Here is a 21,889-nt window from a genome sequence, read left to right as displayed (position 1 = left end):
AGAATGCTCGATGGTCGACCTCGAAATCACCGACGGTCTGGCGGTCATCACCATCGACCGGCCCCATGCGCGCAACGCGATCTCGCTGGAGACCATGGAGCAGCTCGACAAGGCGCTCGACGGCGCCGAGGGAGCCGCCGCGCTGGCGTTGACCGGCGCCGGCGACAAGGCATTCGTCTCGGGCGGCGATCTCAAAGAGCTGAGCGCCCTGCGCACCGAAGAGCAAGCCGCGGCGATGTCGTTCCGGATGCGGTCGATCTGTGACCGCATCGCCGGCTTCCCGGGCCCGGTGCTGGCCGCCCTCAACGGCCATGCCCTCGGCGGCGGTGCGGAGTTCGCGGTGGCCGCCGACATCCGCGTGGCCGCCGACGACATCAAGATCGGCTTCAATCAGGTGGCGTTGGCCATCATGCCCGCGTGGGGCGGGGCCGAGCGGCTGGTGAACCTGGTCGGCTACAGCAGGGCCCTGCTGATCGCCGGCACCGGGCGGATCATGTCGTCCGCGGAGGCCGAACGCATCGGTCTGATCGACCAGGTGATCCCCCGTGCCTCATTCGACGAGCAGTGGCGGCTGATCGCCCGCTCCCTGGCCTCCGCCCCTGCCGGCGAGGTGAAGCGGGTCATGCGCGGTGTGCCCACCACCGAGGCGGTCGCGGCATTCGCCCGCCTGTGGGTCTCCGACGAGCACTGGGCCGCCGCCGACAAGGTCATGAAGAAGGGCAAATAACCCACTAGACGCCGCGCACGGTAGCAAGGAGGGCCCCGCTTCCGGGGCCGGTCCACCCGACATGTTCTCTCTAGACGAGAACGTCATTTCCGATTATGGTCAACCTGTGTCCACCACACAGCGCGCGCTCGCGCCCGAAATCTCCACCTGGCCGAATGACGATCCGCAGCTGATCGGCAGCACCTGCGGCACCTGCGGGTCCACCACGTTCCCGGTGCAGCAGCGCTGCCCGAAGTGCAGCGGCGGCGAGATGTCCGAGGTTCTGCTGCCGCGGCGGGGCACTCTGATCGCCTGGACCACGCAGGGTTTCCCGCCCGGCGCACCGTACAAGGGCCCTACCGGCAAGGACTTCGTGCCGTTCGGCGTCGGCCTCGTCCAGCTCGATGAGGTGATCCGGGTCGAGGGCCGACTCACGGAGAACGATCCGGCGAAGCTGCAGTTCGGCCAGGAGGTCGAGCTCACCATGATCCCGTTCACCACCGACGACGACGGCGCCGAGCTCATCACGTTCGCGTTCCGCCCGATTGACAACTGAGAGGACTGCGACGATGAGCACGTCCGCCAACGCCGCCGGTGAAGTGGCGATCATCGGGGTCGGCCTGCATCCGTTCGGCCGCTTCGACAAGACCGCGATGGAAATGGGCGCCGAGGCGATCCAGTCCGCGCTGACCGACGCAGGCCTCGACTGGAAGGACATCCAGTTCGGGTTCGGCGGCAGCTACGAGGTGTCCAACCCCGACGCTGTCACCCGACTGGTCGGCTTGACCGGCATCACGTTCACCAACGTGTTCAACGCCTGCGCCACCGCGGCGTCGGCCATCCAGCAGACCGCCGACACCATCCGTCTCGGCAAGTACGACATCGGAATCGCGATCGGACTGGACAAGCACCCTCGTGGCGCGTTCACCGACGACCCGGCCAAGCTCGCACTGCCGCAGTGGTATGCCAACAACGGCCAGTTCGTGACCACCAAGTTCTTCGGCATGAAGGCCAACCACTACATCCACAAGCACAACATCTCCGAGGAGACGCTGGCGCGGGTGGCCAACAAGAATTTCCGTAACGGCGTGCTGAACCCGAATGCATTCCGCCGCAAGGAGATCAGCGTCGAGGAGATCATGGCCTCGCCGGTGCTGAACTACCCGCTGCGGCAATACATGTTCTGCGCTCCCGACGAGGGCGCCGCCGCGGTGATCATGTGCCGCGCCGATCTCGCGCACAAGTACACCGACAAGCCGGTGTATGTGCGCGCCAGTGAGATTCGGACCCGAACCTACGGCGCCTACGAGGTGCACGCGACCTCCGCGCCGTTGGACGAGGATCCCTCCCCCACGGTGTACGCCGCCAAGGCCGCGTACGAGGCCGCCGGCATCGGCCCCGAGGACGTCGACATCGCCCAGCTGCAGGACACCGACGCCGGCGCCGAGGTCATCCACATGGCCGAAACGGGCCTGTGCGCCGACGGCGAGCAGGAGAAGCTGCTGGCCGACGGTGCCACCGAGATCGGTGGCAGCATCCCGGTCAACACCGACGGCGGCCTGATCGCCAACGGCGAGCCGATCGGCGCGTCCGGCCTGCGCCAGGTGCACGAACTGGTCCGGCAGCTGCGCGGCGAGGCCGGCGACCGGCAGGTGCCCGGAACGCCGCGCGTCGGGCTCGCCCAGGTTTACGGCGCACCCGGGACGGCCTCCGCGACGATCCTGTCGCTGTAGAGACCGGACACACCGCAGCCATGCCGACACCGGAACCCGGAACACAAGCCACCGACGTGCGGCCGGCGGGCTATCTCTGGTGAGCGGGGTCCGGCGTGTCGAAAAGACCCGGCAGCGGGTCGCCTTCAAGGCGCCGGATCCACGCCTCGCAGAACGCGAACGTCTCGGCGTGGCCGGTGTCCATGCCGAGCGCCCGTTCCATCACCAGGGCCTGCGACACGCTCGTCGCGAACACCGTCCACACCACGGGCGGCACCTCGTCCGACTCCATGCCGTAGCGCTGCAGGGCATCGGAGATCGCACGGTTCTGCTCCTGCCGGAAACGCTCGGCGTAATAGACGATCTCGGCCCGCAACGCCTTGCGATGGTTGGCCAGGCCCATGAACTCCATCGTCAGCCTGGTCGCTTCCGGGGCCGTGCTGAAACGCCACAGCGCCCACAGCGGTTGCGGCGACTGCAGCGCCGTCGACAACACCGCCAGCCCTTCCTCGGCTCGGCGGTGGAACACGGCCAGGAACAGATCCTCCATCGTGCGGAAGTAGTAGTGCACCAACTGAGGTTTCAGCTCGGCCTTGTCGGCAACCCGGCGAGAGGTCACCGCCGCATACCCTTCCTCGATGAGCAGCTGTTCGGCCGCGTCGAGGAGAACCACTCGATTCTTCGCGTCGGGCGCCCCGATACGTCGCGGCGATGCCATGCCTACTCCCACCTCTGTCGTTCGGTGCCCCCACAGCGTGACACCACCGGACCGCACCGGCATGCAGATCGTGACATCACGACCGCCGAGCCGATCTTGACCCTAACTCTCACACCATGCTAAGCAGGTGCTCAGCAATTTTCGCAAGCACGATCAACTCCGCCAGCCTCGGGAGGCCTCGGACATGACCGATTTCGACACCATCGACTACTTCACCGACCCCTCCCTGGTGCCTGACCCCCACCCGTACTTCGATCATCTGCGCAGCAAGTGCCCGGTGACACAGGAGCCGAACTATGGCGTGCTCGCGGTCACCGGCTACGAGGAGGCCGCCGTCGTGCTTAAGGACGCCGACACCTTCTCGTCGTGTATCGCCGTCGCCGGACCGTTCCCGCCGCTGCCGTTCACCCCCGAAGGTGACGACATCACCGACCAGATCACCGCGCACCGGCCGCAGATGCCGATGTTCGAGCACATGGTCACGATGGACCCGCCCGACCACACCAACGCCCGCTCTCTGCTGAACCGACTCCTGACGCCCAGCCGGCTCAAGGAGAACGAGGACTTCATGTGGCGGCTGGCCGACGAGGTTCTCGACGACTTCATCGCCGCGGGCCGCTGCGAGTTTCTGACCGCCTACGCAAAACCGTTCTCACTCCTGGTCATTGCCGACATGCTGGGAGTCCCCGAGGCTGACCACGAGGAGTTCCGCACCGTGCTGGGCGCGCCCCGTCCGGGCGCCAACGTCGGCTCGCTCGATCACAGCGACTTGGTCGGCACCAACCCGCTGGAGTGGCTCGACGAGAAGTTCATCGGCTATCTGGAGGACCGCCGGGAAAATCCGCGCGACGACGTGCTCACGGCGTTGGCCACGGCCAAGTACCCGGACGGCTCGACACCCCCGGTGATCGAAGTGGTCCGGTCGGCCACCTTCCTGTTCGCCGCCGGCCAGGAGACCACCACCAAATTGCTCACCGCCTCCCTGCGCGTGCTCGGTGACCATCCCGAGGTCCAGGAGCGTCTGCGCCGCGACCGCAGCCGCATCCCGGTGTTCATCGAGGAGGCGTTGCGGATGGACGCTCCGGTCAAGAGCCAGTTCCGGTTGGCCAAGAAGAACACCACGGTCGGTGACGTGGACGTTCCGGCGGGCACCACGCTGATGGTGTGCCCGGGGGCGGTGAACCGCGATCCCGGTCGGTTCGAGCATCCGCACGAATTCGACCTCGACCGCAAGAATGTGCGTGAGCACATCGCGTTCGGCCGCGGTGTGCACTCGTGCCCGGGCGGCCCGCTGGCACGCGTGGAGGGTCGCGTGTCCATCGAACGGATCCTGGACCGGATGTCGGACATCGCGATCGACGAGGAGCTGCACGGCCCTCCGGGTGCGCGTCGCTACAACTATGAGCCGACGTTCATCCTGCGCGGGCTCACCGAACTGAACATCACCTTCAACCCGGTTCGTTAGCGGGAGCCGCGATTCCGGCACGCGCACCGAAGCCTCGTTCTAAAATTCGAAAATGGTGTTCTGCAAAGCGGTTCCGATCGTCGCTGCGTCCGTGACCGGACTGGTCACGGCCGGAGTCGTCATCACGGGTGGCACGGCCGGCGCGCAACCCCCACTGCATCACGTCAAGTACACGGTCGGCGCGAGCCAGGACATCGTCAACGCGGAGATCTACTACCGCGAGAAGGATCCGCCGAACTGGGGCGAGTACAGCCACAACCCGTACCTGTACACGCCCAATCAGGAAGCTACCCTCGGCCCGAACAAGCCCTGGGTGTTCGAGACCTGGCTGGCGGACCCGGCGCAGTGGTCCCTCGTTGTGGTGGGCCTGCCGACGGCGCAGACGCCCGCATTGGCCGATCCCGGGTTCGTATGCGAACTGCAGGTCGACGGCGTCGTCGTCGCGACGGATTCAGGCCTTAGGGGCGCGCTCTGCTCGCAGCGCCCCTGGTAGGCCACCTCGCCCAATCACTGAGGAGGTGGATTGCCACCGCCGACCGAGACATCGCCGCGCGCCCAGTAGGAGCGATTGTTTTTGGCGATGCATGTCAGGAACAGCCCGTCCGGCGCCTGCGCCACCTGACCGTCGAGCGCCGGGCACAAGTCGCCTTCGTTCTTGATCCCGTGCATTTCCGGTGAGCGGAACCAGCGCGGCTCGTAGCGCCGTGGCGACCCGCAGAACACCAGCCGACCCCAGTCCGTCACTCCGAACGCGTAATAAGTGGTGTTGGCGCAATAGGACCCAAGAACCACATTGGGCATGATCCCAGGTGTGCAGTTCGGATAGTTGCACGCTTCGCCGGGCGGTGGTGGGGGCGGCTGAGCCGCGGCGGGTGGAGCGGAGATCAGCACGGCGGGGGCCGCTACGGCAGCGAGCGCTGCGACGAGAGATCGCATCCTGACATTTTCCCATGCCCCAGAACGAAATTCTCGCTTTTGGAGAGCTCTACTCTGAGCACCATTAGGCTAGAACCCATGCGCGCTACACGTTTGGTCAGTGGATTCGCCGCGACGGCCCTCGCCGTACTGGGAAGCCTGAACTTCACTCCCGCCGCGCACGCGGACGACCCGGAGTGGGGCGTCAACCTCAGCGGAACGTGGCGCGTCTACTCCGACGGTGACTGGGCACGCACCAACCAGGTGAAGATCAAGCAGCAGTCCGTCCTCGAGACGTGGACGATCAACATGACCTGTGTCAGCCCGATCGAATGCACGGGTGAGGTCAAGAGCTCGCTCGGGTGGACCGGGCCGATCAGGCTCGACGACTTCTACTTCGTCGAGCACGTTGTCCCGAACTGGATGCCTTGTCCCAATGGGACTTTCGCCACCGGCTATCAGAAGTTCCTGCTTTGGGGAGTTGATCCCGGCACGCAACATCGGATCAAGAGGAACATGACCACGATCGCGGGCCGCAACATCACCAAGAGCGACAGTGGCGCCTGCGGGGTCAATCTGTCGAAGGTGATCGAGTTGCCGGTGCGGTTGGACCGAATCTCCTAGACCGCGCCGGCTCTCGGCGATCCGTCACATCGGCAGCAGGTCCTGCCACGACTTCGGCGCAGAGCCCGTCGTCACATTCGTGACCTGATGCATCGATCCGTCCGGCGCCAGGTACTCCCCCGTCTGCGGGTTGTATTGCGCAGTCCCCACAGTCGGCACGCCGGCATCGTTGCCCCCGAAGGCGCTTGGTGCGGCGGGGACCGCGCCGGGAGGCGGCGCCGGTGCCACGGGGACGGCCTGCCCCGGCGGCAGCGGTGCCGAAGGAAGGATCGGCGGCTGCGCAGGCGGCGGCGCCCCCGGAACCACCGGGGCGGGCGCACCGACGGGGAACGGCGGTGTGCCGGGCTCCGACACCGGTGGCGTGCCCGCCCGCACCGCTCCCGGAGGCAGCGGTGTTCCTTCGACCGGGGTGTAGATCCGGTCCGGTCCCTCGACGAACGAATCGATCGGGACGCCTTGAGACACAAGGTTCGGGTCGAACGGGTACGGCCCGGTGATGTGGTTGCGGATCGCGGTGGGAACGAATCCCCTGGGATCGTTGCAGAGTTCCACGGTGGGAGCGCGTTTGCCAGGGTGCTCAATGCACGGGTAGTTCCGTGCACCACGAACATTCATCGGCGAATCCTGCGGCAGTTTGCAATACAGGCCGTCCGGGGTGTCGATCGTGGTTTCGTCCTCCGGCGATCGCCACTGCGTCGACGGCAGGAACCCGACGGTGCACGGGTTCGGGTCGCTGATCGTCAGCGCGAAATCGCCCATCGGCAGACCTGTCGGGCTGTTCTGCGGCAGGCCGAAGGACTGCTGGGCGGCGATGATGCCCGGGAACAGCACGAGAAGCTGTTCGATCGCGGGATTGTAGGTGAGCAAGGTCTGCCCCACGGTGCTCAGATTAGCCAACAGGATCGGCAGCGTCGGCTTCACCTGATTGAGTAACGTGCTGACCTCTTGCGCGAATCCGGGGCCGTTCTGCAGGAGCGCCCGGACCTGTGGGTCGTTCTGGACGACCTGCGCCGAAACACCGTTCAAACTGGCTGCCCAAGTCCGGATCGCATCGGTGGTCTCGGCCTGTGAATCGATGAGCGGTCGACTGTCGTCGATCAGGGAGCGCATCTGGTCGGAGACGCCGTTGACGTCGTCGGTCACCTGTGCAGCCGAGTCGAGCAGCGATCCGAAGTCGGGTCCCGCACCGTTGAACGCCTTGAAGGTTTCGTCAAGCAGGTCGGGAATCCGGTCCTTCGGGAGGCTGTCGACCAACGCGCTCAACTGATCGAGCATCGGGCCGACCTGCTGCGGCACTGACGTCGCAGTCACCGGGATTCGCGACCCGTCCTCCAGGAAAGGCCCGTCATCGGTTGCCGGTCGCAGATCTACGTACTGCTCACCGACCGCGGACACACTGCGCACCTCGGCCCGCAGATTCGCGGGGATCTTGGGCGAAGTATCAAGGGACAGTGTGGCTTCAGCACCTCTCTCGGTCAGCGCCACGCTGGTGACCTTGCCGACCTGGACGCCGCGGTATGTCACGTTGCTGAACCGGTAGAGACCGCCCGACTCGGGCAATTCCAGAGTCACGGCGAGCCGGCCGACTCCCAGCAGCGTGGGCACCTGCATGTAGGTGAACAGCATCACCGCCACGCCCACTATCGACGCAATGGTGAAAATGATCAGCTGATTTCGGACGAAGCGGGTGAGCATCAGCCACCTCCTCCAGGTGTCGGCACCGCAGGTACGGGCGGCGCATGGGGTGGTGGCGGCGTCTGCCCCGCGTACGGGCCGGCGAAGATCTGGTCACCGCGCAGTGGTTGCGCCTGCGGCAGCCACGGCGCGGCCGGTGGCGGGGGCAGCACCGGCAGGATCGGCTCGGCCGGGATGACAACCGTCGGCGCGGGCGCAGTGCCTTCAGCCGGCGGCGGCGCAGCCTCTTGCGGCGGAGGCGCGACGCCGAAATTCAAGGGATTGTAGGCATAGTTCAAGTAGTAGGGATCACCGGGCGCGGGAATCAGTTTGGCGTTCTCGTCACCCCACCGCGTCCCTAGGAGAAGCGTCTTCTTCAGGCGTGGATAGGTGATGTCGAAGACCGCGTACAGGTTGATGAAGTCGCCTTTGGTGATGCGGTCGGCGAACGTCGGCCCGTACGGGAACGCGCTGGCCCACAGCACCGCCTCATTCAGGTCGGGTCCGATGTCCGCGAGCGCACCGAGGACGGGACCGAGGTTCTCCAGGTTCTGGACTAGATCGTCGCCCGCGTCGTTGACAAGTCGCGTCGCGGTGTCGCTGAAGGTGCCGAGCCGATCGAGCGCGGTGGTGAAGGTCGGCCGCTCCCTGATCAGCACGTCGATGGCCGGTGGGATCTCCTTGAGCGCCCGATCGATCACTTCGCGCTGATTGGCGAAAGTGCCTGCCACCCGGCGCAACTGCTGGATCGACGCGATGATGTTCTCGCGCTGCTCAGCGAGGACACCGACGAAATTGTCCAACCTGGTGAGCAGTTCGCGGATTTCGGGCTCACGCCCCGACAGCGCGGTGTTCATGTTGTGGATGATGTCGCCGATCTGGCCGAGGCCGCCGCCGTTGACGACGGTGGAGAGCGACGACAGGGTCTGCTCGGTGGTCGGATAGGTCGACGACGAGTTCAGCGGGAGTGTGGATCCCGGTTCGAGCCGTCCGGACGGCTTGTCCCCCAGCGGTGGATTCAGCGCAAGATGCATCGACCCCAGTAGGCTGGTCTGCCCCACGGTCGCCACGGCGTTGGCAGGAATCACCACATCGGGTTTCACCGAGATCTCTACCGCGGCGTGCCAATTCTGCACGGTCATCTTGCCGACGCTGCCGACGACGACGTCGTCGATCATGACCGGCGAATTCGACTCCAGCGTCGCGACGTTCGGCACCTGAACGTGGTAGGTGATCGCGTCGGGACCCCGCCCCACCGCCCCCGGTAGGGGCAGAGAGTTCACCCCCTGGAACGCACAGCCGGAAAGGGACAGTGCGACAGCACAACCGACGACTGTCAACTGCTTCACACCGCTTCTCATGATGGCGGCATCCCTTCCGCAGGCAATAGGGGCGCTGTGGGTGGCACCGGCGCCGCCGGAGCGGGCGTGGAGGGCAGCAGCAGCCCGTCGACTGTCTGTGCCGGGATGTTCGACTGGATGTTGGGCGGCCCCGGAATCGGTGCACCGGGGAACAACGCCGGTGACGGTGTCGCCGGGGCATCGGGATCCGGCTGGTAGATCCCTGGCGGTCCGGGCGGTGCGCCCCACCCCGGCGGCGGCGGGATGTCGCCGGAACCCGTGTATGCGGACACGGTCGGCGGTATCTCGGCCGGATCGCCCGGCCCGGCTCCACCTGGCGCGAGCTTGGGATCGGTGTAGATCATCCGCTCAGGACTCACCGCCGGCCGCAAGTACGCGTTGATCGGGAACGGCAGATTGTGAATGGGTATCGAGCGCAAGGCGGGCCCGAGGTACTGCGAGCAGAGCTTGGCGGTCTCGGGCGCGGTCGTGTTGGCGACAGCACCGATGAGACCGCACACGAACCACACCGGGTTCGAGAAGTTGGATACCGAGAAAGCGCCGGTCACCGACCCGCCGTTCGGATAATAGATGTTCTCGAAGTTCGCGATCGCGTTGGGCGTGATGTGGAGGACGTTCTCGAGCGCCAACTTGTTGTCGGCAAGCACCTGCATGACCTGACCGAGGCTGCGGATCTGTTCGGTGGTCTGGTCCCTGCTGCCGACCACGAACCGCTGTACCTCACCGATGGCGAAGGACAGGTCGGTCAGGGCGGCGTCGAGGTCCGACCGGCTGTCGTTGACAACGCTGGTCAGTGTGGCCAGACGGTTCTGAAACAGCACAATCTGGTCCTTGCTGTCGCGCAGCGCGGACACGAACATCTGCAGGTTCTTGATGATGTCGACGATGTTGCCGCTGCCCTCGGCGAAGATCCGCGCCACACCGGAGAGTTGCCGCAGCGTTTCGCGCAGTTTCTCGCCGTTGCCTTCCATCGCATTGGCGGCGCTGTCGACGAAGCGCGAGATCGATGTTCCGTTCACTCCGGTCTGTGGGCCCAATTCCTCTGAGAGGCGCATCAATTGAGTTTTGACTTCATCCCATTCGACCGGGACCGCGGTCTGGTTCTCGGGGATGACGCCCCCGTCGTCCATCGTCGGCCCGCCGCCGTCCCGGTAGGCCGGGGTGAGCTGGACATAGCGAGCGGCCACCAGGTTCTGCGCCACGATGACGGCCTTCGCGTCGGCGGGGACGGGCACTCCCCTGTCGACCTTGAGCGTCATCTTCGTCAGCGTGCCCTCCGGCTCGATCTTGTCGATCGTGCCGACCTTGACGCCCGACACCCGAACCTCGTCGCCCGGATAGATCGCGGTCGCCGTCGGGAAGTAGGCCGTGATGGTCTTCGGGCCGAAGAACACCTGCCGGACGAGGAAGGCCGCGCCGGCGATCAGCAGAATGGCCAGCACGATCGCCGTGCCCGCCACCAGCCGCTTACGGGTTGCCATCATTGGGGAGATCTCCAGGCTGCGGAAGGCTGTTGACAGGGAACGGGAGTTCAGCTCGCGGTCCGGCGTTGTCCGGCGGCTGCCCCTGTTCGACACCGCGCCGGAATCCGAAGGCGTATTCCAGGAACGGCTGCAACAGCTGTGCGGGTTGGATGTTCGGAATCAGCGCGTTGTAATACGCACCGTTGGAGACGATCTCACCCTGCGTGAGGTAGTACTTCGCCGCACCCGGGAGCATCTTGGCGAGGTTGTCGCGGTTCCTCTCCAACATGCGCGTCACGTTGTTGAGCCGTTCCAGCGCCGGCGCGAGTTCTGCTTCGTTGTCGGCGACCAAACCCGACAACTGCTGCGACACCGTCGAGATGTTGGCGAGCAGGCTCGTGATCGCGTAGCGACGGTCATTGAGCACTGCCAGTAGGTCGTTGGAGTTGAGGATCAGCGCGTTGACCTGCCTGCTGCGCTCGGAGAAGATCCCGGTCACCTCTCCGGCGGTCCGGAGTAGTTCGGCGAGGCTTTCGTTGCGGCTGTTGAGGGACTGGGACAGCCGCGACAGGCCATCGAAGGTCGGGCCCAGTTGCGGCGCAATCTGGTCCAGCGTCTCAGACAGGGTGTCCAGTGACTGGTTCAGCGCACCGGTGTCGGTGTCGGCGGTGTTTTCGGTCAGCTCACTCACGGCATCCGTCAAAGAGTACGGCGACGATGTCCGACTCGTCGGAATCACGTGCTGCGGATCGAGGGTGCCGCTTCCCTGGGAGTCGAGCGCGAGGACACGCTCACCCAGTAGCGTTCCGGTGCGGATATGGGCCGTGGTATCGGAGCCGAGGGCGTACTTGCCGCCGATGGTGAACCCGACCAGCGCGTCGCCGTTTTCGAGCTGGATCGACGACACGGAGCCGACCTTGATGCCGGACACGGTGACGTCGTTGCCGACGGTGAGTCCGCCGGCTTCGGTGAACAGTGCCTGGTAACGCACTGCGGTCGCCCAGGACAGCAGTCGTTCCGGCTGCAGGCCGACGGCGATGACCAGGATGATCAAGACGACGCCGATGAAGCCTGCCTTGGCGAGTTGAGAACCGCGGTATTTGAGCATTACTCGTCCACGCACCTTCCCTCTTCTTGCTTGATCCAGGGGAAGACCACCGTGCGTCCCTCCAGATCACTGGCGCGGAAGGTGATACCGCAGATGTAGTACGGGAACCACGCACCGTACGACCCGACACGAGCGAGCTTGCGGTAGATCTCGGGCAGACGCTGAAGCGTCGCGTCGAGTCGATCGAGATCGTTGTCCACCAGCGGCGCAAGCCTGTTCAGCTCGTCGACGGTGTTGGCCAGCGGTGCCCGGCCCCTGCCGAGCAGGTCCGCGATCGATGCGGTGCCGTTGTCCAAAGCCGTGATGGCGGTCCCGATCGGATCACGGTCGGCCGACAGTCCGCTGACCAGCTGTTCAAGCTTGTCTATCGCACCGGAGAATTCGTCGCCGTCCTTGGCAAGCGTGTCGAGGACTGTGCGCAGGTCGACGATCAACTCCTCGATGACCTGGTTGTTGTCGGCCAGCGAGTTGCTGAACGACGATGTTCTGGAGAACAGGGAGTCCAATGTTCCGCCCTGGCCCTGGAGGATCTGGATCAGCGACGATGTCAGCCCGTTGACGTCTTCGGGATTGAGACCCTGGATCACCGGTTTGAGCCCGCCGAGCAAGACGTCAAGATCGAGGGCCGGAGCGGTCCGGTCCTCGGGGATCTGTCCTCCTGCAGCGACGATCTGGTTGGAGTCGGGTGTGTCAACCAGTTCCAGATAGCGGTCCCCGACCAGGTTCAGATAGCGGATCGCGGCGTTGGTTCCAGTCGTCAGCACGGTGTTGCGGTCGGCGTCGAAGGTCACCAGAACACTGCGGTCGTCCTGCAGTTCGACGCCTTTGACCGTGCCGACCCGAATACCGGCGATCCGCACGGTATCTCCGGATTTCAGTCGGGACGCGTCCTTGAAGACCGCGGTGTATTCGTTGGCCGCACCAGTTCTGGTGTCGCTGAACACCAGAAACAGGAAGGCGGTCAACATGGCCATGACGAGGCCGAAGATGGTGAACTTGATGAGGGTGCCGGTGGAGCGCGTCATCCGGGCATTCCGATCTGTGCGGTGTTGCGCGGTGGCCCGTCAAGAGGTCCGAACAGCCAGTTCTTCAACCCCTCTGAGTTCAGAAGGATGCCCGCGTTGCCGTACTGCGCGGGGTTGGACCCGACGTCGCCGACAATGAGCGGAGGGACGAACTCGGCCGGCATCTCGGGCAGGCCCAGTTCCGCGCAGTAGTCGCGGCCACCACTCTTGGCCGCCACCTTCGGGAGGTCGCGCGGGTAACGGTAGCGCTCGACACCCAGCGTCAGACCGGCGGAGACGAAGATGCCGGAGAACTGCGGTGGGGACTTGGCGAACGGAACCAGACCGCCGATGCCGCACCACAACGACTTCTTGTACAGGTTCAGCAGACCGGTGGTGGGTTCGAGCTTGTGGAGCACGTCGGTCAGCGCTTCGCGGTTACCCCCGACGACCTCGTTGCCGAGGTCGGCCAAACCGATTGAGCTGACCAGGAATTGGTCCAGGTTGTCCTGCTCGTCGACGATGGAGTTGCTCAGCGTCGTGGTGTTCTCGACCGTCGCGACCAGATCGGACCCGGCGTCGGCGTAGGCCTCCAATGCGGGCACCGAGGCTTCGATGTCGCGGGAAAGGTTCGGCAGGCTGGGTTCGATCTTGGCCAGCAGCGCGTTGAAATCAGTAAGCGTCTCACCGAACTTCTCCCCGCGGCCGCTGAATGCCTGCGAGATCGCCCCGAGGGTTTCGTTGAGCTTGGTGGGCTCGACGCTGTCGAGCACCTGAACGAGGCGCTGGAAGACGGTGTTGATCTCGACGGTGACATGGTCACCTGTGAGCACCTGTCCCTTCTGCAGCGCACCGCTCGGGTTCTTCGGGGCTTCGAGTTGGACGAACTTGGCGCCGAACACCGTCGACGACGCGATGTCGACCTGAACGTTGGACGGGATCAGGTGTAACTGGGAGGGGTCCATGTCCAGCTGCAGCGCGGCGGTGCCGTCCGGCCGGTAGTCGATCGAGCGGACGCTGCCGACCTGCACGCCACGCATCTTGACCTTGGCGTCGGGGTTCATCACGAGACCGGCACGGTTCGAGACCACGGTGACGGGAACGGTTTCGGTGAACTTCCCGGCGAACAGACCGATCGAGACCGCAAGCACCACGAGCAGTGCGACAACCAAAGCGAGGCCGGCCAAGGGCCGGGCAAGATTTCGATTCAACGCGTCTCCCTAGCCCGACAGGTTGAAGTTGCCGTTGGAACCGTAGATCGACAGCGACACCAGAAGGGTCACCGAGACCACCACGACCAGGGAGGTGCGCACGGCGTTGCCGACCGCCGCACCCACACCCGACGGGCCGCCGGAGGCGAAATAGCCGAAGTAGGTGTGCACCAACAAGATCGCGATCGCCATCAGCACCGCCTGCAAGAACGACCAGAGCAGGTCGATCGGGTTGAGGAAGGTGTCGAAATAGTGGTCATAGAGCCCACCGGACTGGCCGAACAACACCACGGTGGTGAACTGAGACGCCAAAAACGACAAGATCACCGCGATCGAGTACAACGGCGCGATCGCCACCATCCCGGCCACGATCCTTGTCGAGACGAGATACTCCACCGGCCGGATCCCCATCGACTCCAACGCGTCGATCTCCTCGTTGATCCGCATCGCACCCAGCTGCGCAGTCACCCCGGCACCGAACGTCGCGGCCAACCCGATACCAGCCACCACCGGCGCGGCGATACGCACGTTGATGAACGCCGCCAAAAACCCGGTGAGCGCCTCGATACCGATATTGCCCAACGACGAATAACCCTGAATCGCCAGCGTCCCGCCGGCGGCCAACGTCAAAAACCCGACGATCACCACAGTGCCACCGATCATCGCCAACGTCCCCGCACCCATCGAGATCTCAGCGATCAGCCGGATGATCTCCTTGCGGAAATGCACCGCCGCATGCGGCACCCCGGCCAGGGCCCGACCATAGAACAGCGTGTGATCACCGATACGCGAAAGCACATCCACCGGCCGCCCGGCGTAATTGCTCAGCCGCGGAAACCGCGACCGCAGAATCGTCGAAGTACCCATCGCCGCTATCCCGTCGTCATCCGGATACCGATGGCCGTGACCACCACATTGATCACGAACAACGCCATGAACGCATACACCACCGTCTCGTTGACCGCATTACCCACCGCCTTGGCACCACCGCCACTGATGGTCAACCCGCGATAGCACGCCACCAACCCGGCGATCAACCCGAACAACGCCGCCTTGACACACGAGATGATCACCTCGGGCACCCCGGTCAGCAGCGTGATCCCCGCCGCGAACGCACCAGGGTTCACGTCCTGGACGAAAATCGAGAAGAAATAACCACCCAGGATCCCGATGATCACCACCAGGCTGTTGAGCAGCAGCGCCACCAAACCCGAAGCCAGCATCCGCGGCGTGACCAGCCGCTGCACCGGATTGATACCCAGCACCTCCATCGCGTCGATCTCCTCACGGATAGTGCGCGACCCCAGATCAGCACACATCGCCGTGGCCCCCGCCCCGGCCACAATCAACACCGTGACCAGCGGACCCACCTGCGTCACCGCACCGAACGCCGCACCCGCCCCAGACAAATCAGCAGCACCCAACTCACGCAGCAAGATGTTCAACGTGAACGACACCAACACCGTGAACGGAATCGCCACCAACAACGTCGGCGCCATCGACACCCGCGCAACAAACCACGACTGCTCCAAAAACTCCCGCCACTGAAACGGCCGCACAAACACATAACGCACCGCATCCAACGCCATCGAGAAAAACCCGCCAACAGCCTGCATCGCACCCGACAAACCATTCGGCAACGAAATCCCGGTCGACCAGCGCTCCGGTCCCTTAACCGCCATCAGGCCCCTCCAAGATCGTGACCGCCGCTACGGCCGTCGGGCCGCCGACTGTGTGCGCCAACCCGATTCGGGCGCCGTCGACCTGGTTGACCGCCTCGCCTCGCAGCTGGGCGAACAACTCGACACATTGCGCCACACCGGTGGCGCCGGGCGGGTGCCCCTTGGCCTTGAGCCCACCGCTGGGATTCACCGGAAGCGCGCCGCCCACGCTGGTCACCTCGGCTTCGAGAAGCTTGTAGCCACCCATCCTTTCGGCGAAGCCGAGGTCCTCGTAACTCATCAGCTCGATACCGGTCAGGAAGTCGTACACCTCAGCGACGTCGACATCGGTCGGGGTCCTGCCTGCCATGGCGTAGGCCTGCTTGGCTGCTCTGGTCGTCGCCGGGAACGTCGTCAGGTCCAACTTGTGCTGGTGCATCACCGAATCCAGACCGATTCCGACGCCGCTGATCCAAACAGGCCGGTCGGTGAACCGGTCGACGACATCGTCCGCGGCGATCACCAGCGCCGCGGCACCGTCGCTCTGCGGCGCGCAGTCGTACAGCCGGAACGGGGTCACCACCGTTGGTGCGTTCAGGGCCTGCTCCATCGTGATCTCAAAGCGCAACCGCGCCTTCGGGTTGTTGACTCCATGGCGGTGGTTCTTGACCGCCACCATGGCTAAGTGTTCTTCAGTTGCCGGAGATTCGTGGAGATATCGACGAACGTGTAAGGCAAATCCTGCCGGAGCCACCAGACCGAGCGGGTAATCCCAGGCCATGTCGCGCGCCATCGCCTCCCACTCCCACAACATCTCGGCACTCGTGGTGTCGCGCAACTTGTCCGCACCCATCACCAGTGCCACGTCGAAGGCGCCCGAGGCGACCGCGAACAACGCATTGCGGATCGCGTCATGGCCCGTCGCGCAGGAATTCTCGACGCGGGTTACCGGTAGGTCGGGCAGGCCGAGCGTGTCGGCGAGGATACCGGATGGAAAGCCGTCGGCGGTGCCCATCGCGCCGAACCACGCAGCCTGAAGGTCCGCCTTCGACAAGCCCTTGTCCACGGTGCGGGCACACGCGGAGAACGCCATGGGCAGCAGGTCTTTCATCCCCAGCGCGAAATGCTCCCCGAACGGCGTCATGCCGGCGCCGACGATCGCCACCCTCCTCATGCAGCCCCCCTGACCCCGGACTGCGCCGGGTGGGGTTCGAAAGCGTAGCCGTAGTCCGGCACACCGGACCGGACCGCCACGCGCCGCAGCACCAGGCGCCCGTGATGGCCGATGTCGACGGTGCCGGGCTCAGCTCCGGTCACCTTGACCAGAGCGCGCACCCCGACACCGTCGAGCTCGACGATGACCAGCGAGTACGGCGTGCGCAGACCCGGGACGGGGATGTGCACCGTCGTCTCCGTGTAGACCCTGCCGGTCCTGGGCAACGGAACCAGCTCGTAGTCGGTGGCCAGCGCTCCGTTGTCGGCGACTCGGTAGCGCGGAGGAAAGTCGAGCTCCCCAGATGTCCCGAATTGTCCTGCCTCCCAACGCACCTTGGCTTCGAAAGCTCGCTCGTAGGCGGCCAGCGAGATCGGAATTTCCGCGTCGGCGGCGAAGACGCCATCGGGCACCGGACGAGGCTGGGGTTCCCTGCGGTAGGTCTGGGCGCTGCCGCCGCTGACACTGATGCCGGACAGGATCGCCTGCTCCACGGCGACCAGTGGGCCCGTCCGGCCCGATTCGGCGAGCGCGGCAAGCGCGAACAGGCTCGCGCTCGCGCCCGACGTGGGGAGCGCGGGCGGGTCGCCGAGGCAGAGAGCGGTTGCCCGATCATGATCGACCCCGGCCACCGCGACGGGAGTGTCCAGCCAGGCTGCCGCCAATGACGCGATCAGTCCGCGCTCGTGAAGAAGTCGCGGATCTCCGTAGTCGTGGACGTCCCCGGTGGCCTTGCGGGTGCGCACCGGCAGGCTGCGCGCGACGCGGGCGGCGGTGCGCACCTGCAGACCGTGCTCGCCCGTGACGATGGCCGCGGCCCCGGCGGGTGCCAGGTCCGCCCCGATGATCAGGGTGCGCGGCCGCGCCGAGCTGACGGCGTCGACGGTGGCCGGTGCACCGCCCAGACGTTCGTCGACCTCCAGCTCCGGATCCAGTCCGAGCCCGGCCAGCAGTACCGCCGCGTTACTGCTCTCCAGCAGCGGCAGATCGCGGCTGACGAACACCACCCGTTCGACCGCATCGCCTGCGGTCAGCGCCGCCCGCCCGGCCTCCACGGCCATGGTGACGGCGTCCTCGTCATCACCGGCGACCCGGCGCAGGGGGGTACCCCAGCACGGCAGGTAGGTGCCGACGGACGTGACGTAAGGCATTTGGGGGAACTTCCGGGTAAGGACGGCGAAGAGTCAGGTGACGGCGCCGGCGGTCTTGAGCTCGATGATGCGGTCCCAATCGAGACCCAGTTCGACGAGGATGTCGTCGGTCTGTTGGGCGAAACCGGGAGCCGGTCCCGAGGTCGGCGCGACCACGTCGAACTGCACAGGGTTGGCCACGAGCTCCAGTTCACCTGCCTGGACCAGGTATTCGTTGGCACGGATCTGGGCGTCTTCGGCGGCCTGCAGGGTGTCCTGCACCGGCGCCCAGGGCCCGGCCAGCGTTGCGAAGCGCTCGCTCCACTCGGCCAGCGGACGCTTGCTCATCGTCTCCTTGAGGATCTCGGCCGCCTCCGCGGTGTTCTCGGCGAACGACTCGGCGGTGGCGAACCGCGGATCGTCGGCCAGCTCGCCGAGCTCCATGTGCTTGCACACGTCCGCCCAGAACTTGGTCGGCTGCATCATCACGAACGAGATGTAGCGATCGTCGGCGGTCGGGTACAGACCGACCAGCGGATTGATCGGCGAACCGTGCACACCGGGTGGGAAGGCCTCCATCCGCTGGTGGAGGTGGTTGGTCAGCGCCACCGTGTGTCCCAGGGCCCACAGCCCGCTACCCAGCAGCGACACGTCGACGACGGACGGCTCTCCGGTGCGCTCCCGCTTCAGCAGCGCCGCGGCGATACCGCCGGCCAGGTTGGTGCCCGAGATCGTGTCCCCGTAGGCCGGTCCCGGCGGACCGACCATGCCGGGGGTTCCCGGCGGGGTGATGGTGGCCGCGGTGCCGGCCCGGCACCAGAACGCGGTCATGTCGTAACCACCCTTGACCGACTCCTCACCGCGGGGACCCAGCGCGCTGCCGCGGGCGTACACGATCTTCGGGTTGACCGCGCGGATGTCGTCGACGTCGATGCCGAACTTCTGGCGGTGGCCCGGCAGGAAGCTGGTCAGGAATACGTCCGCGCGGCGGGCCAGCTCCAGCAGCACCTCCTTGCCTTCCGGGACCGACATGTCCAGCCCGATGCTGCGCTTGAGCCGGTTGGCGTGCTCGATGTTCGGGTTCGGATCTCCCTCCACCCGCAACAAGCCGGTCTGGCGCAGCCCGCGCTGCGGGTCGCCGGTGACGGCGTGCTCGACCTTGATCACGTCGGCGCCCCACTCCGCGAGCACGGCGCCCGCCGACGGGACGAAGCCGTACATCGCCACCTCGAGGACGCGGATCCCGTCCAGGGGCTTGCTCATCGGTGCCCTCTCCTTCTCATGGGAGCGCTCACGGCTGACCCACCACCGTCGCGAACGTCTTCGATTCCAGGAACTCCTCGAGGCCGGCCCGGCCCATCTCGCGTCCGATGCCCGACTGCTTGAACCCGCCGAACGGGCTGTCGGGGCTGAAGTAATTACCGCCGTTGATGGAGAACGTGCCCGTGCGGATCCGGCGGGCCACCGCCAGCGCGCGGTCCTGGCTGCCGAAGACGGCACCGGACAGTCCGTAGATCGAATTGTTCGCGATGCGCACCGCGTCGTCGTCGTCGGTATAGGTGATAACGGCCAGCACCGGACCGAACACCTCCTCCTGGGCGATCTCGCTGTCGGGATCGACGTCGGCCAGCAGGGTCGGGGTGTAGAAGTAGCCGGGATCGACCTTCTCGCCCCCCGTGACCAGGGTGGCGCCGGCCTCGACCGCGCGCTTGACCATCCCGTCGACCTTGTCGCGCTGCTTCTCACTGATCAGCGGCCCCATGTACGTCGACGGGTCGGCCGGATCCCCGTAACGCACATGCCCGAAGTTGGCCTTCACCAGCTCGACGATCTCGTCCTTGTGCTGCTCGGGCACGAGCAGCCGCGAGGTCAGCGCGCACCCCTGACCGGCGTGGGTGACCATGCTGAACGCCGAGAACAGCGCGGCGGTGTTGAAGTCGGCGTCGTCGAGGACGATTGCCGCCGACTTCCCACCGAGCTCGAGGAACACCTTCTTGAGGGTGGCGCTCGCGGCGGCCATGATGGCGCGCCCGGTGGGGGTCGACCCGGTGAAGGTGACCATGTCGACGTCGGGGCTGGCGGTCAGCGCGGCGCCGACGGCCGGGTCCGCGCCGGACAGCACGTTCACGACCCCGGCCGGGATGTCGGTGTGCTCGGCGATCAGCTCGCCGAGCGCGAGCGTGATCAGCGGCGTGTCCGGTGCGGACTTCAACACCACCGTGCAGCCCGCGGCCAGCGCCGGAGCGAGTTTCGCCAGGGCCAGCTGGTTGGGGTAGTTGTAGGCGATGATCGCCGCGACGACGCCGGCAGCTTCTTTCTCGACCCAGCGGTGATGCTGCATACCCCGGCTCTCGATGTCGCCGAGGTCCTCGGTGAACGGGTAGCTCGTCAACAGTTCGGTGTAGTAGCGGACGATCTCGATCGGCTGATCCAACTGCGCGCCCTGGCACAGCGCCGGAGTGGCACCGACCTCAGCGATCGTCAATGCGGCCAGCTCGTCGCGGTGTTCGACGAGGGCGGCGTGGAACTGCTCCAGGCACCGGATCCGCAACTGGACATCGGTGGCCCAGTCACCGGCGTCGAAGGCCTGCCGGGCGGCGGCCACGGCGGCCTCCGCGTCGGCGACCGTCGCGTTGGGGGCGTGCCCCAGCACCTCGCCGGTCGCCGGATTGACAGAAGGAAACGTCCGCTCGGTTTCGAGGAGCTGCCCCCCGATCAACAGGCGTCGCGCGGCGCGCCCGGCCCCTGCGCTCGGCCCCCGGTTTCCGTCCGCGATCGTGGCTGTTTCCTGCATCATCCTCCTCAACAGCTGTGACGTCACAGGTGCGATGTGGGGTTATGTGATGGAAACTGCATTCTCATCACCGGCGAATCATACATTCGCTGGATGAGAACTCAAGGAAATGCGCGGGACGGCCACTGCCTGGGATAAGCGGTGCGACAATCCGGCATCGAACGTCTCACCAGTGTGAACACACCGCCGCAATTGTCTTGCGATCGTGCATGGTGCGAGAGTACGGTTCTCATAATCGGAAGGATGATTCTTGAAGGCTGAAGCGATGGATGGAGCCGGCGCGTGAGAAACGCTGTGGTGACCGGAGGCGCATCGGGTATCGGCGCCGCCGTGGCGGAGCGGCTGCGCGCGGACGGCATGCGCGTGGCCACGATCGATCTGAACCCGGGCGAGGAGAAGTTCTCCTACGCCGCCGACGTGACGGACCGGGCCGCCGTCGACGCCGCACTGGCCGAGATCCGCGCGGAACTGGGGCCGGTCACGGTACTGGTGAACGCTGCGGGGCTGGACCGGTTCAAGAAGTTCCTGGACCTGACGTTCGACGAATGGCAGAAGGTCGTCGACGTCAACCTCAACGGCGTCTTCCACTGCGTTCAGGCGGTGCTGCCGGACATGATCGAGGCCGGCTGGGGCCGCATCGTGAACATCTCGTCGTCGAGCACGCATTCCGGCCAGCCGTTTATGTCGCCGTACGTCGCGGCCAAGTCGGCGGTCAACGGGCTTACCAAGTCGCTGGCGTTGGAGTACGGACCCGCCGGCATCACCGTCAACGCGGTCCCGCCGGGTTTCATCGACACCCCGATGCTGCGCAAGGCCGAGCAGCGCGGCTTCCTCGGCGACACCCAGAAACAGATCGAGCAGACGCCGGTGCGCCGGATGGGTCGCCCGGAGGACATCGCCGCCGCCTGCGCCTTCTTCATCTCCGAGGAGGCCGGCTACATCACCGGTCAGATCCTGGGCGTCAACGGCGGCCGGAACACCTGACAAGCCAGCACATTTCAGCGAAAGGACTCTCAATGAAGAAGTCAAGCCGCGGCGGTGACCGGGGGTGAATCAGGTTGCCAGGTCCGGTTGTCACGGATGAGGGCGTAGAGAACGTTGGTGCGCCGTCGCGCCAGGCAGATGGTGGC

21 protein-coding genes are annotated in these 21,889 nt (G+C 65.7%); 7 read left to right on the top strand and 14 right to left on the bottom strand.

The genetic code is table 11. The annotated features are described in order from the left end of the window. Positions 1–10 precede the first annotated feature (10 nt). From ACTWP6_RS22730 to ACTWP6_RS22720, 3 genes are all read left to right on the top strand, one after another. Complete coding sequence (locus tag ACTWP6_RS22730; RefSeq protein WP_260754425.1) at positions 11–727, top strand: enoyl-CoA hydratase/isomerase family protein; 717 nt, start codon at positions 11–13, stop codon at positions 725–727. A 61-nt stretch (positions 728–788) separates the two neighbouring features. Next, positions 789–1,262 carry a Zn-ribbon domain-containing OB-fold protein gene (locus ACTWP6_RS22725; protein ID WP_260754428.1) on the top strand — a complete coding sequence of 158 codons (474 nt, stop codon included), beginning with the start codon at positions 789–791 and terminating at the stop codon, positions 1,260–1,262. Positions 1,263–1,275: 13 nt separating this feature from the next. After that, positions 1,276–2,439 (top strand): thiolase family protein, encoded by a 1,164-nt coding sequence (locus ACTWP6_RS22720; RefSeq protein WP_260754430.1) that lies wholly within the window; start codon positions 1,276–1,278, stop codon positions 2,437–2,439. 70 nt (positions 2,440–2,509) lie between these two features. On the opposite strand, the gene ACTWP6_RS22715 is transcribed toward ACTWP6_RS22720, so the two are convergent. Continuing rightward, positions 2,510–3,136 (bottom strand): TetR/AcrR family transcriptional regulator, encoded by a 627-nt coding sequence (locus ACTWP6_RS22715; protein ID WP_260754431.1) that lies wholly within the window; start codon positions 3,134–3,136, stop codon positions 2,510–2,512. A 184-nt stretch (positions 3,137–3,320) separates the two neighbouring features. Here ACTWP6_RS22715 and ACTWP6_RS22710 point away from each other — a divergent pair, with 184 nt between their 5' ends. Together ACTWP6_RS22710 and ACTWP6_RS22705 are read left to right on the top strand one after the other, a co-directional pair. Next, the gene (locus ACTWP6_RS22710) at positions 3,321–4,601 is read left to right on the top strand and encodes a cytochrome P450 (protein WP_260754432.1); all 1,281 of its coding nucleotides are present in this window, start codon (positions 3,321–3,323) and stop codon (positions 4,599–4,601) included. Between the two features lie 52 nt (positions 4,602–4,653). Beyond that, positions 4,654–5,094, top strand: coding sequence for a hypothetical protein (locus ACTWP6_RS22705; protein ID WP_260754433.1), 441 nt, complete (start codon positions 4,654–4,656; stop codon positions 5,092–5,094). 14 nt (positions 5,095–5,108) lie between these two features. Here the strand turns inward: ACTWP6_RS22705 and ACTWP6_RS22700 are convergent, their stop codons facing one another. Next, entirely contained in the window at positions 5,109–5,537 is a 429-nt protein-coding gene (locus ACTWP6_RS22700; RefSeq protein WP_260754434.1) for a hypothetical protein, read from the bottom strand. Between the two features lie 78 nt (positions 5,538–5,615). Between ACTWP6_RS22700 and ACTWP6_RS22695 the strand changes: the two genes are divergently transcribed. Next, the gene (locus ACTWP6_RS22695) at positions 5,616–6,140 is read left to right on the top strand and encodes a hypothetical protein (RefSeq protein ID WP_443188845.1); all 525 of its coding nucleotides are present in this window, start codon (positions 5,616–5,618) and stop codon (positions 6,138–6,140) included. 24 nt (positions 6,141–6,164) lie between these two features. Here the strand turns inward: ACTWP6_RS22695 and ACTWP6_RS22690 are convergent, their stop codons facing one another. The 12 genes from ACTWP6_RS22690 to ACTWP6_RS22635 are packed head-to-tail and all read right to left on the bottom strand — an operon-like array spanning position 6,165 to position 20,759. Beyond that, a complete protein-coding gene (locus tag ACTWP6_RS22690) occupies positions 6,165–7,835 on the bottom strand; it encodes an MCE family protein (protein ID WP_443188844.1) in 1,671 nt (556 codons plus the stop codon). Continuing rightward, positions 7,835–9,175, bottom strand: coding sequence for an MCE family protein (locus ACTWP6_RS22685; RefSeq protein ID WP_443188843.1), 1,341 nt, complete (start codon positions 9,173–9,175; stop codon positions 7,835–7,837). The genes ACTWP6_RS22690 and ACTWP6_RS22685 overlap by 1 nt, the downstream gene beginning before the upstream one ends. Further along, positions 9,172–10,659 (bottom strand): MCE family protein, encoded by a 1,488-nt coding sequence (locus tag ACTWP6_RS22680; RefSeq protein WP_443188842.1) that lies wholly within the window; start codon positions 10,657–10,659, stop codon positions 9,172–9,174. Before ACTWP6_RS22680 ends, ACTWP6_RS22685 begins: the two co-directional genes overlap by 4 nt. Further along, positions 10,643–11,746, bottom strand: coding sequence for an MCE family protein (locus ACTWP6_RS22675; protein ID WP_443188857.1), 1,104 nt, complete (start codon positions 11,744–11,746; stop codon positions 10,643–10,645). The genes ACTWP6_RS22680 and ACTWP6_RS22675 overlap by 17 nt, the downstream gene beginning before the upstream one ends. Further along, positions 11,746–12,771 carry an MCE family protein gene (locus tag ACTWP6_RS22670; RefSeq protein ID WP_443188841.1) on the bottom strand — a complete coding sequence of 342 codons (1,026 nt, stop codon included), beginning with the start codon at positions 12,769–12,771 and terminating at the stop codon, positions 11,746–11,748. The genes ACTWP6_RS22675 and ACTWP6_RS22670 overlap by 1 nt, the downstream gene beginning before the upstream one ends. Continuing rightward, on the bottom strand, positions 12,768–13,961 hold the full coding sequence (locus ACTWP6_RS22665; protein WP_443188840.1) for an MCE family protein: 1,194 nt from the start codon (positions 13,959–13,961) through the stop codon (positions 12,768–12,770). Before ACTWP6_RS22665 ends, ACTWP6_RS22670 begins: the two co-directional genes overlap by 4 nt. 9 nt (positions 13,962–13,970) lie before the next feature. Next, positions 13,971–14,828: an MlaE family ABC transporter permease gene (locus ACTWP6_RS22660; protein WP_443188839.1), complete on the bottom strand. Its 858-nt coding sequence runs from the start codon at positions 14,826–14,828 to the stop codon at positions 13,971–13,973. A 5-nt stretch (positions 14,829–14,833) separates the two neighbouring features. Beyond that, complete coding sequence (locus ACTWP6_RS22655) at positions 14,834–15,643, bottom strand: MlaE family ABC transporter permease (RefSeq protein WP_443188838.1); 810 nt, start codon at positions 15,641–15,643, stop codon at positions 14,834–14,836. Further along, complete coding sequence (locus ACTWP6_RS22650) at positions 15,633–16,796, bottom strand: thiolase C-terminal domain-containing protein (protein ID WP_443188837.1); 1,164 nt, start codon at positions 16,794–16,796, stop codon at positions 15,633–15,635. The genes ACTWP6_RS22655 and ACTWP6_RS22650 overlap by 11 nt, the downstream gene beginning before the upstream one ends. Further along, a complete protein-coding gene (locus tag ACTWP6_RS22645; RefSeq protein WP_443188836.1) occupies positions 16,793–17,986 on the bottom strand; it encodes an OB-fold domain-containing protein in 1,194 nt (397 codons plus the stop codon). The genes ACTWP6_RS22650 and ACTWP6_RS22645 overlap by 4 nt, the downstream gene beginning before the upstream one ends. A gap of 33 nt (positions 17,987–18,019) precedes the next feature. After that, a complete protein-coding gene (locus tag ACTWP6_RS22640) occupies positions 18,020–19,228 on the bottom strand; it encodes a CaiB/BaiF CoA transferase family protein (protein ID WP_443188835.1) in 1,209 nt (402 codons plus the stop codon). A 28-nt stretch (positions 19,229–19,256) separates the two neighbouring features. Continuing rightward, positions 19,257–20,759: an aldehyde dehydrogenase family protein gene (locus tag ACTWP6_RS22635; RefSeq protein WP_443188834.1), complete on the bottom strand. Its 1,503-nt coding sequence runs from the start codon at positions 20,757–20,759 to the stop codon at positions 19,257–19,259. A gap of 282 nt (positions 20,760–21,041) precedes the next feature. Between ACTWP6_RS22635 and ACTWP6_RS22630 the strand changes: the two genes are divergently transcribed. Further along, positions 21,042–21,743, top strand: a complete 702-nt coding sequence (locus ACTWP6_RS22630; protein ID WP_443188833.1) for an SDR family NAD(P)-dependent oxidoreductase — start codon at positions 21,042–21,044, stop codon at positions 21,741–21,743. Positions 21,744–21,889: the final 146 nt, after the last annotated feature.

The sequence above is a fragment of the Mycobacterium sp. 4D054 genome (genome assembly GCF_052245755.1).
Classification (GTDB): Bacteria; Actinomycetota; Actinomycetes; order Mycobacteriales; family Mycobacteriaceae; genus Mycobacterium.
Note: the sequence above shows the minus strand (reverse complement) of the source record. Positions and strands in the feature narration are given on the sequence as shown.

Coding starts and splice junctions, on each gene's coding strand:
- ACTWP6_RS22700 (WP_260754434.1), bottom strand. CDS start 5,537: ATGCGATCTCTCGTCGCAGCGCTCGCTGCCGTAGCGGCCCCCGCCGTG.
- ACTWP6_RS22675 (WP_443188857.1), bottom strand. CDS start 11,746: ATGCTCAAATACCGCGGTTCTCAACTCGCCAAGGCAGGCTTCATCGGC.
- ACTWP6_RS22715 (WP_260754431.1), bottom strand. CDS start 3,136: ATGGCATCGCCGCGACGTATCGGGGCGCCCGACGCGAAGAATCGAGTG.
- ACTWP6_RS22705 (WP_260754433.1), top strand. CDS start 4,654: ATGGTGTTCTGCAAAGCGGTTCCGATCGTCGCTGCGTCCGTGACCGGA.
- ACTWP6_RS22710 (WP_260754432.1), top strand. CDS start 3,321: ATGACCGATTTCGACACCATCGACTACTTCACCGACCCCTCCCTGGTG.
- ACTWP6_RS22635 (WP_443188834.1), bottom strand. CDS start 20,759: ATGCAGGAAACAGCCACGATCGCGGACGGAAACCGGGGGCCGAGCGCA.
- ACTWP6_RS22720 (WP_260754430.1), top strand. CDS start 1,276: ATGAGCACGTCCGCCAACGCCGCCGGTGAAGTGGCGATCATCGGGGTC.
- ACTWP6_RS22670 (WP_443188841.1), bottom strand. CDS start 12,771: ATGACGCGCTCCACCGGCACCCTCATCAAGTTCACCATCTTCGGCCTC.
- ACTWP6_RS22650 (WP_443188837.1), bottom strand. CDS start 16,796: ATGAGGAGGGTGGCGATCGTCGGCGCCGGCATGACGCCGTTCGGGGAG.
- ACTWP6_RS22640 (WP_443188835.1), bottom strand. CDS start 19,228: ATGAGCAAGCCCCTGGACGGGATCCGCGTCCTCGAGGTGGCGATGTAC.
- ACTWP6_RS22685 (WP_443188843.1), bottom strand. CDS start 9,175: ATGAGAAGCGGTGTGAAGCAGTTGACAGTCGTCGGTTGTGCTGTCGCA.
- ACTWP6_RS22725 (WP_260754428.1), top strand. CDS start 789: ATGTTCTCTCTAGACGAGAACGTCATTTCCGATTATGGTCAACCTGTG.
- ACTWP6_RS22730 (WP_260754425.1), top strand. CDS start 11: ATGGTCGACCTCGAAATCACCGACGGTCTGGCGGTCATCACCATCGAC.
- ACTWP6_RS22695 (WP_443188845.1), top strand. CDS start 5,616: ATGCGCGCTACACGTTTGGTCAGTGGATTCGCCGCGACGGCCCTCGCC.
- ACTWP6_RS22680 (WP_443188842.1), bottom strand. CDS start 10,659: ATGATGGCAACCCGTAAGCGGCTGGTGGCGGGCACGGCGATCGTGCTG.
- ACTWP6_RS22655 (WP_443188838.1), bottom strand. CDS start 15,643: ATGGCGGTTAAGGGACCGGAGCGCTGGTCGACCGGGATTTCGTTGCCG.
- ACTWP6_RS22690 (WP_443188844.1), bottom strand. CDS start 7,835: ATGCTCACCCGCTTCGTCCGAAATCAGCTGATCATTTTCACCATTGCG.
- ACTWP6_RS22660 (WP_443188839.1), bottom strand. CDS start 14,828: ATGGGTACTTCGACGATTCTGCGGTCGCGGTTTCCGCGGCTGAGCAAT.
- ACTWP6_RS22645 (WP_443188836.1), bottom strand. CDS start 17,986: ATGCCTTACGTCACGTCCGTCGGCACCTACCTGCCGTGCTGGGGTACC.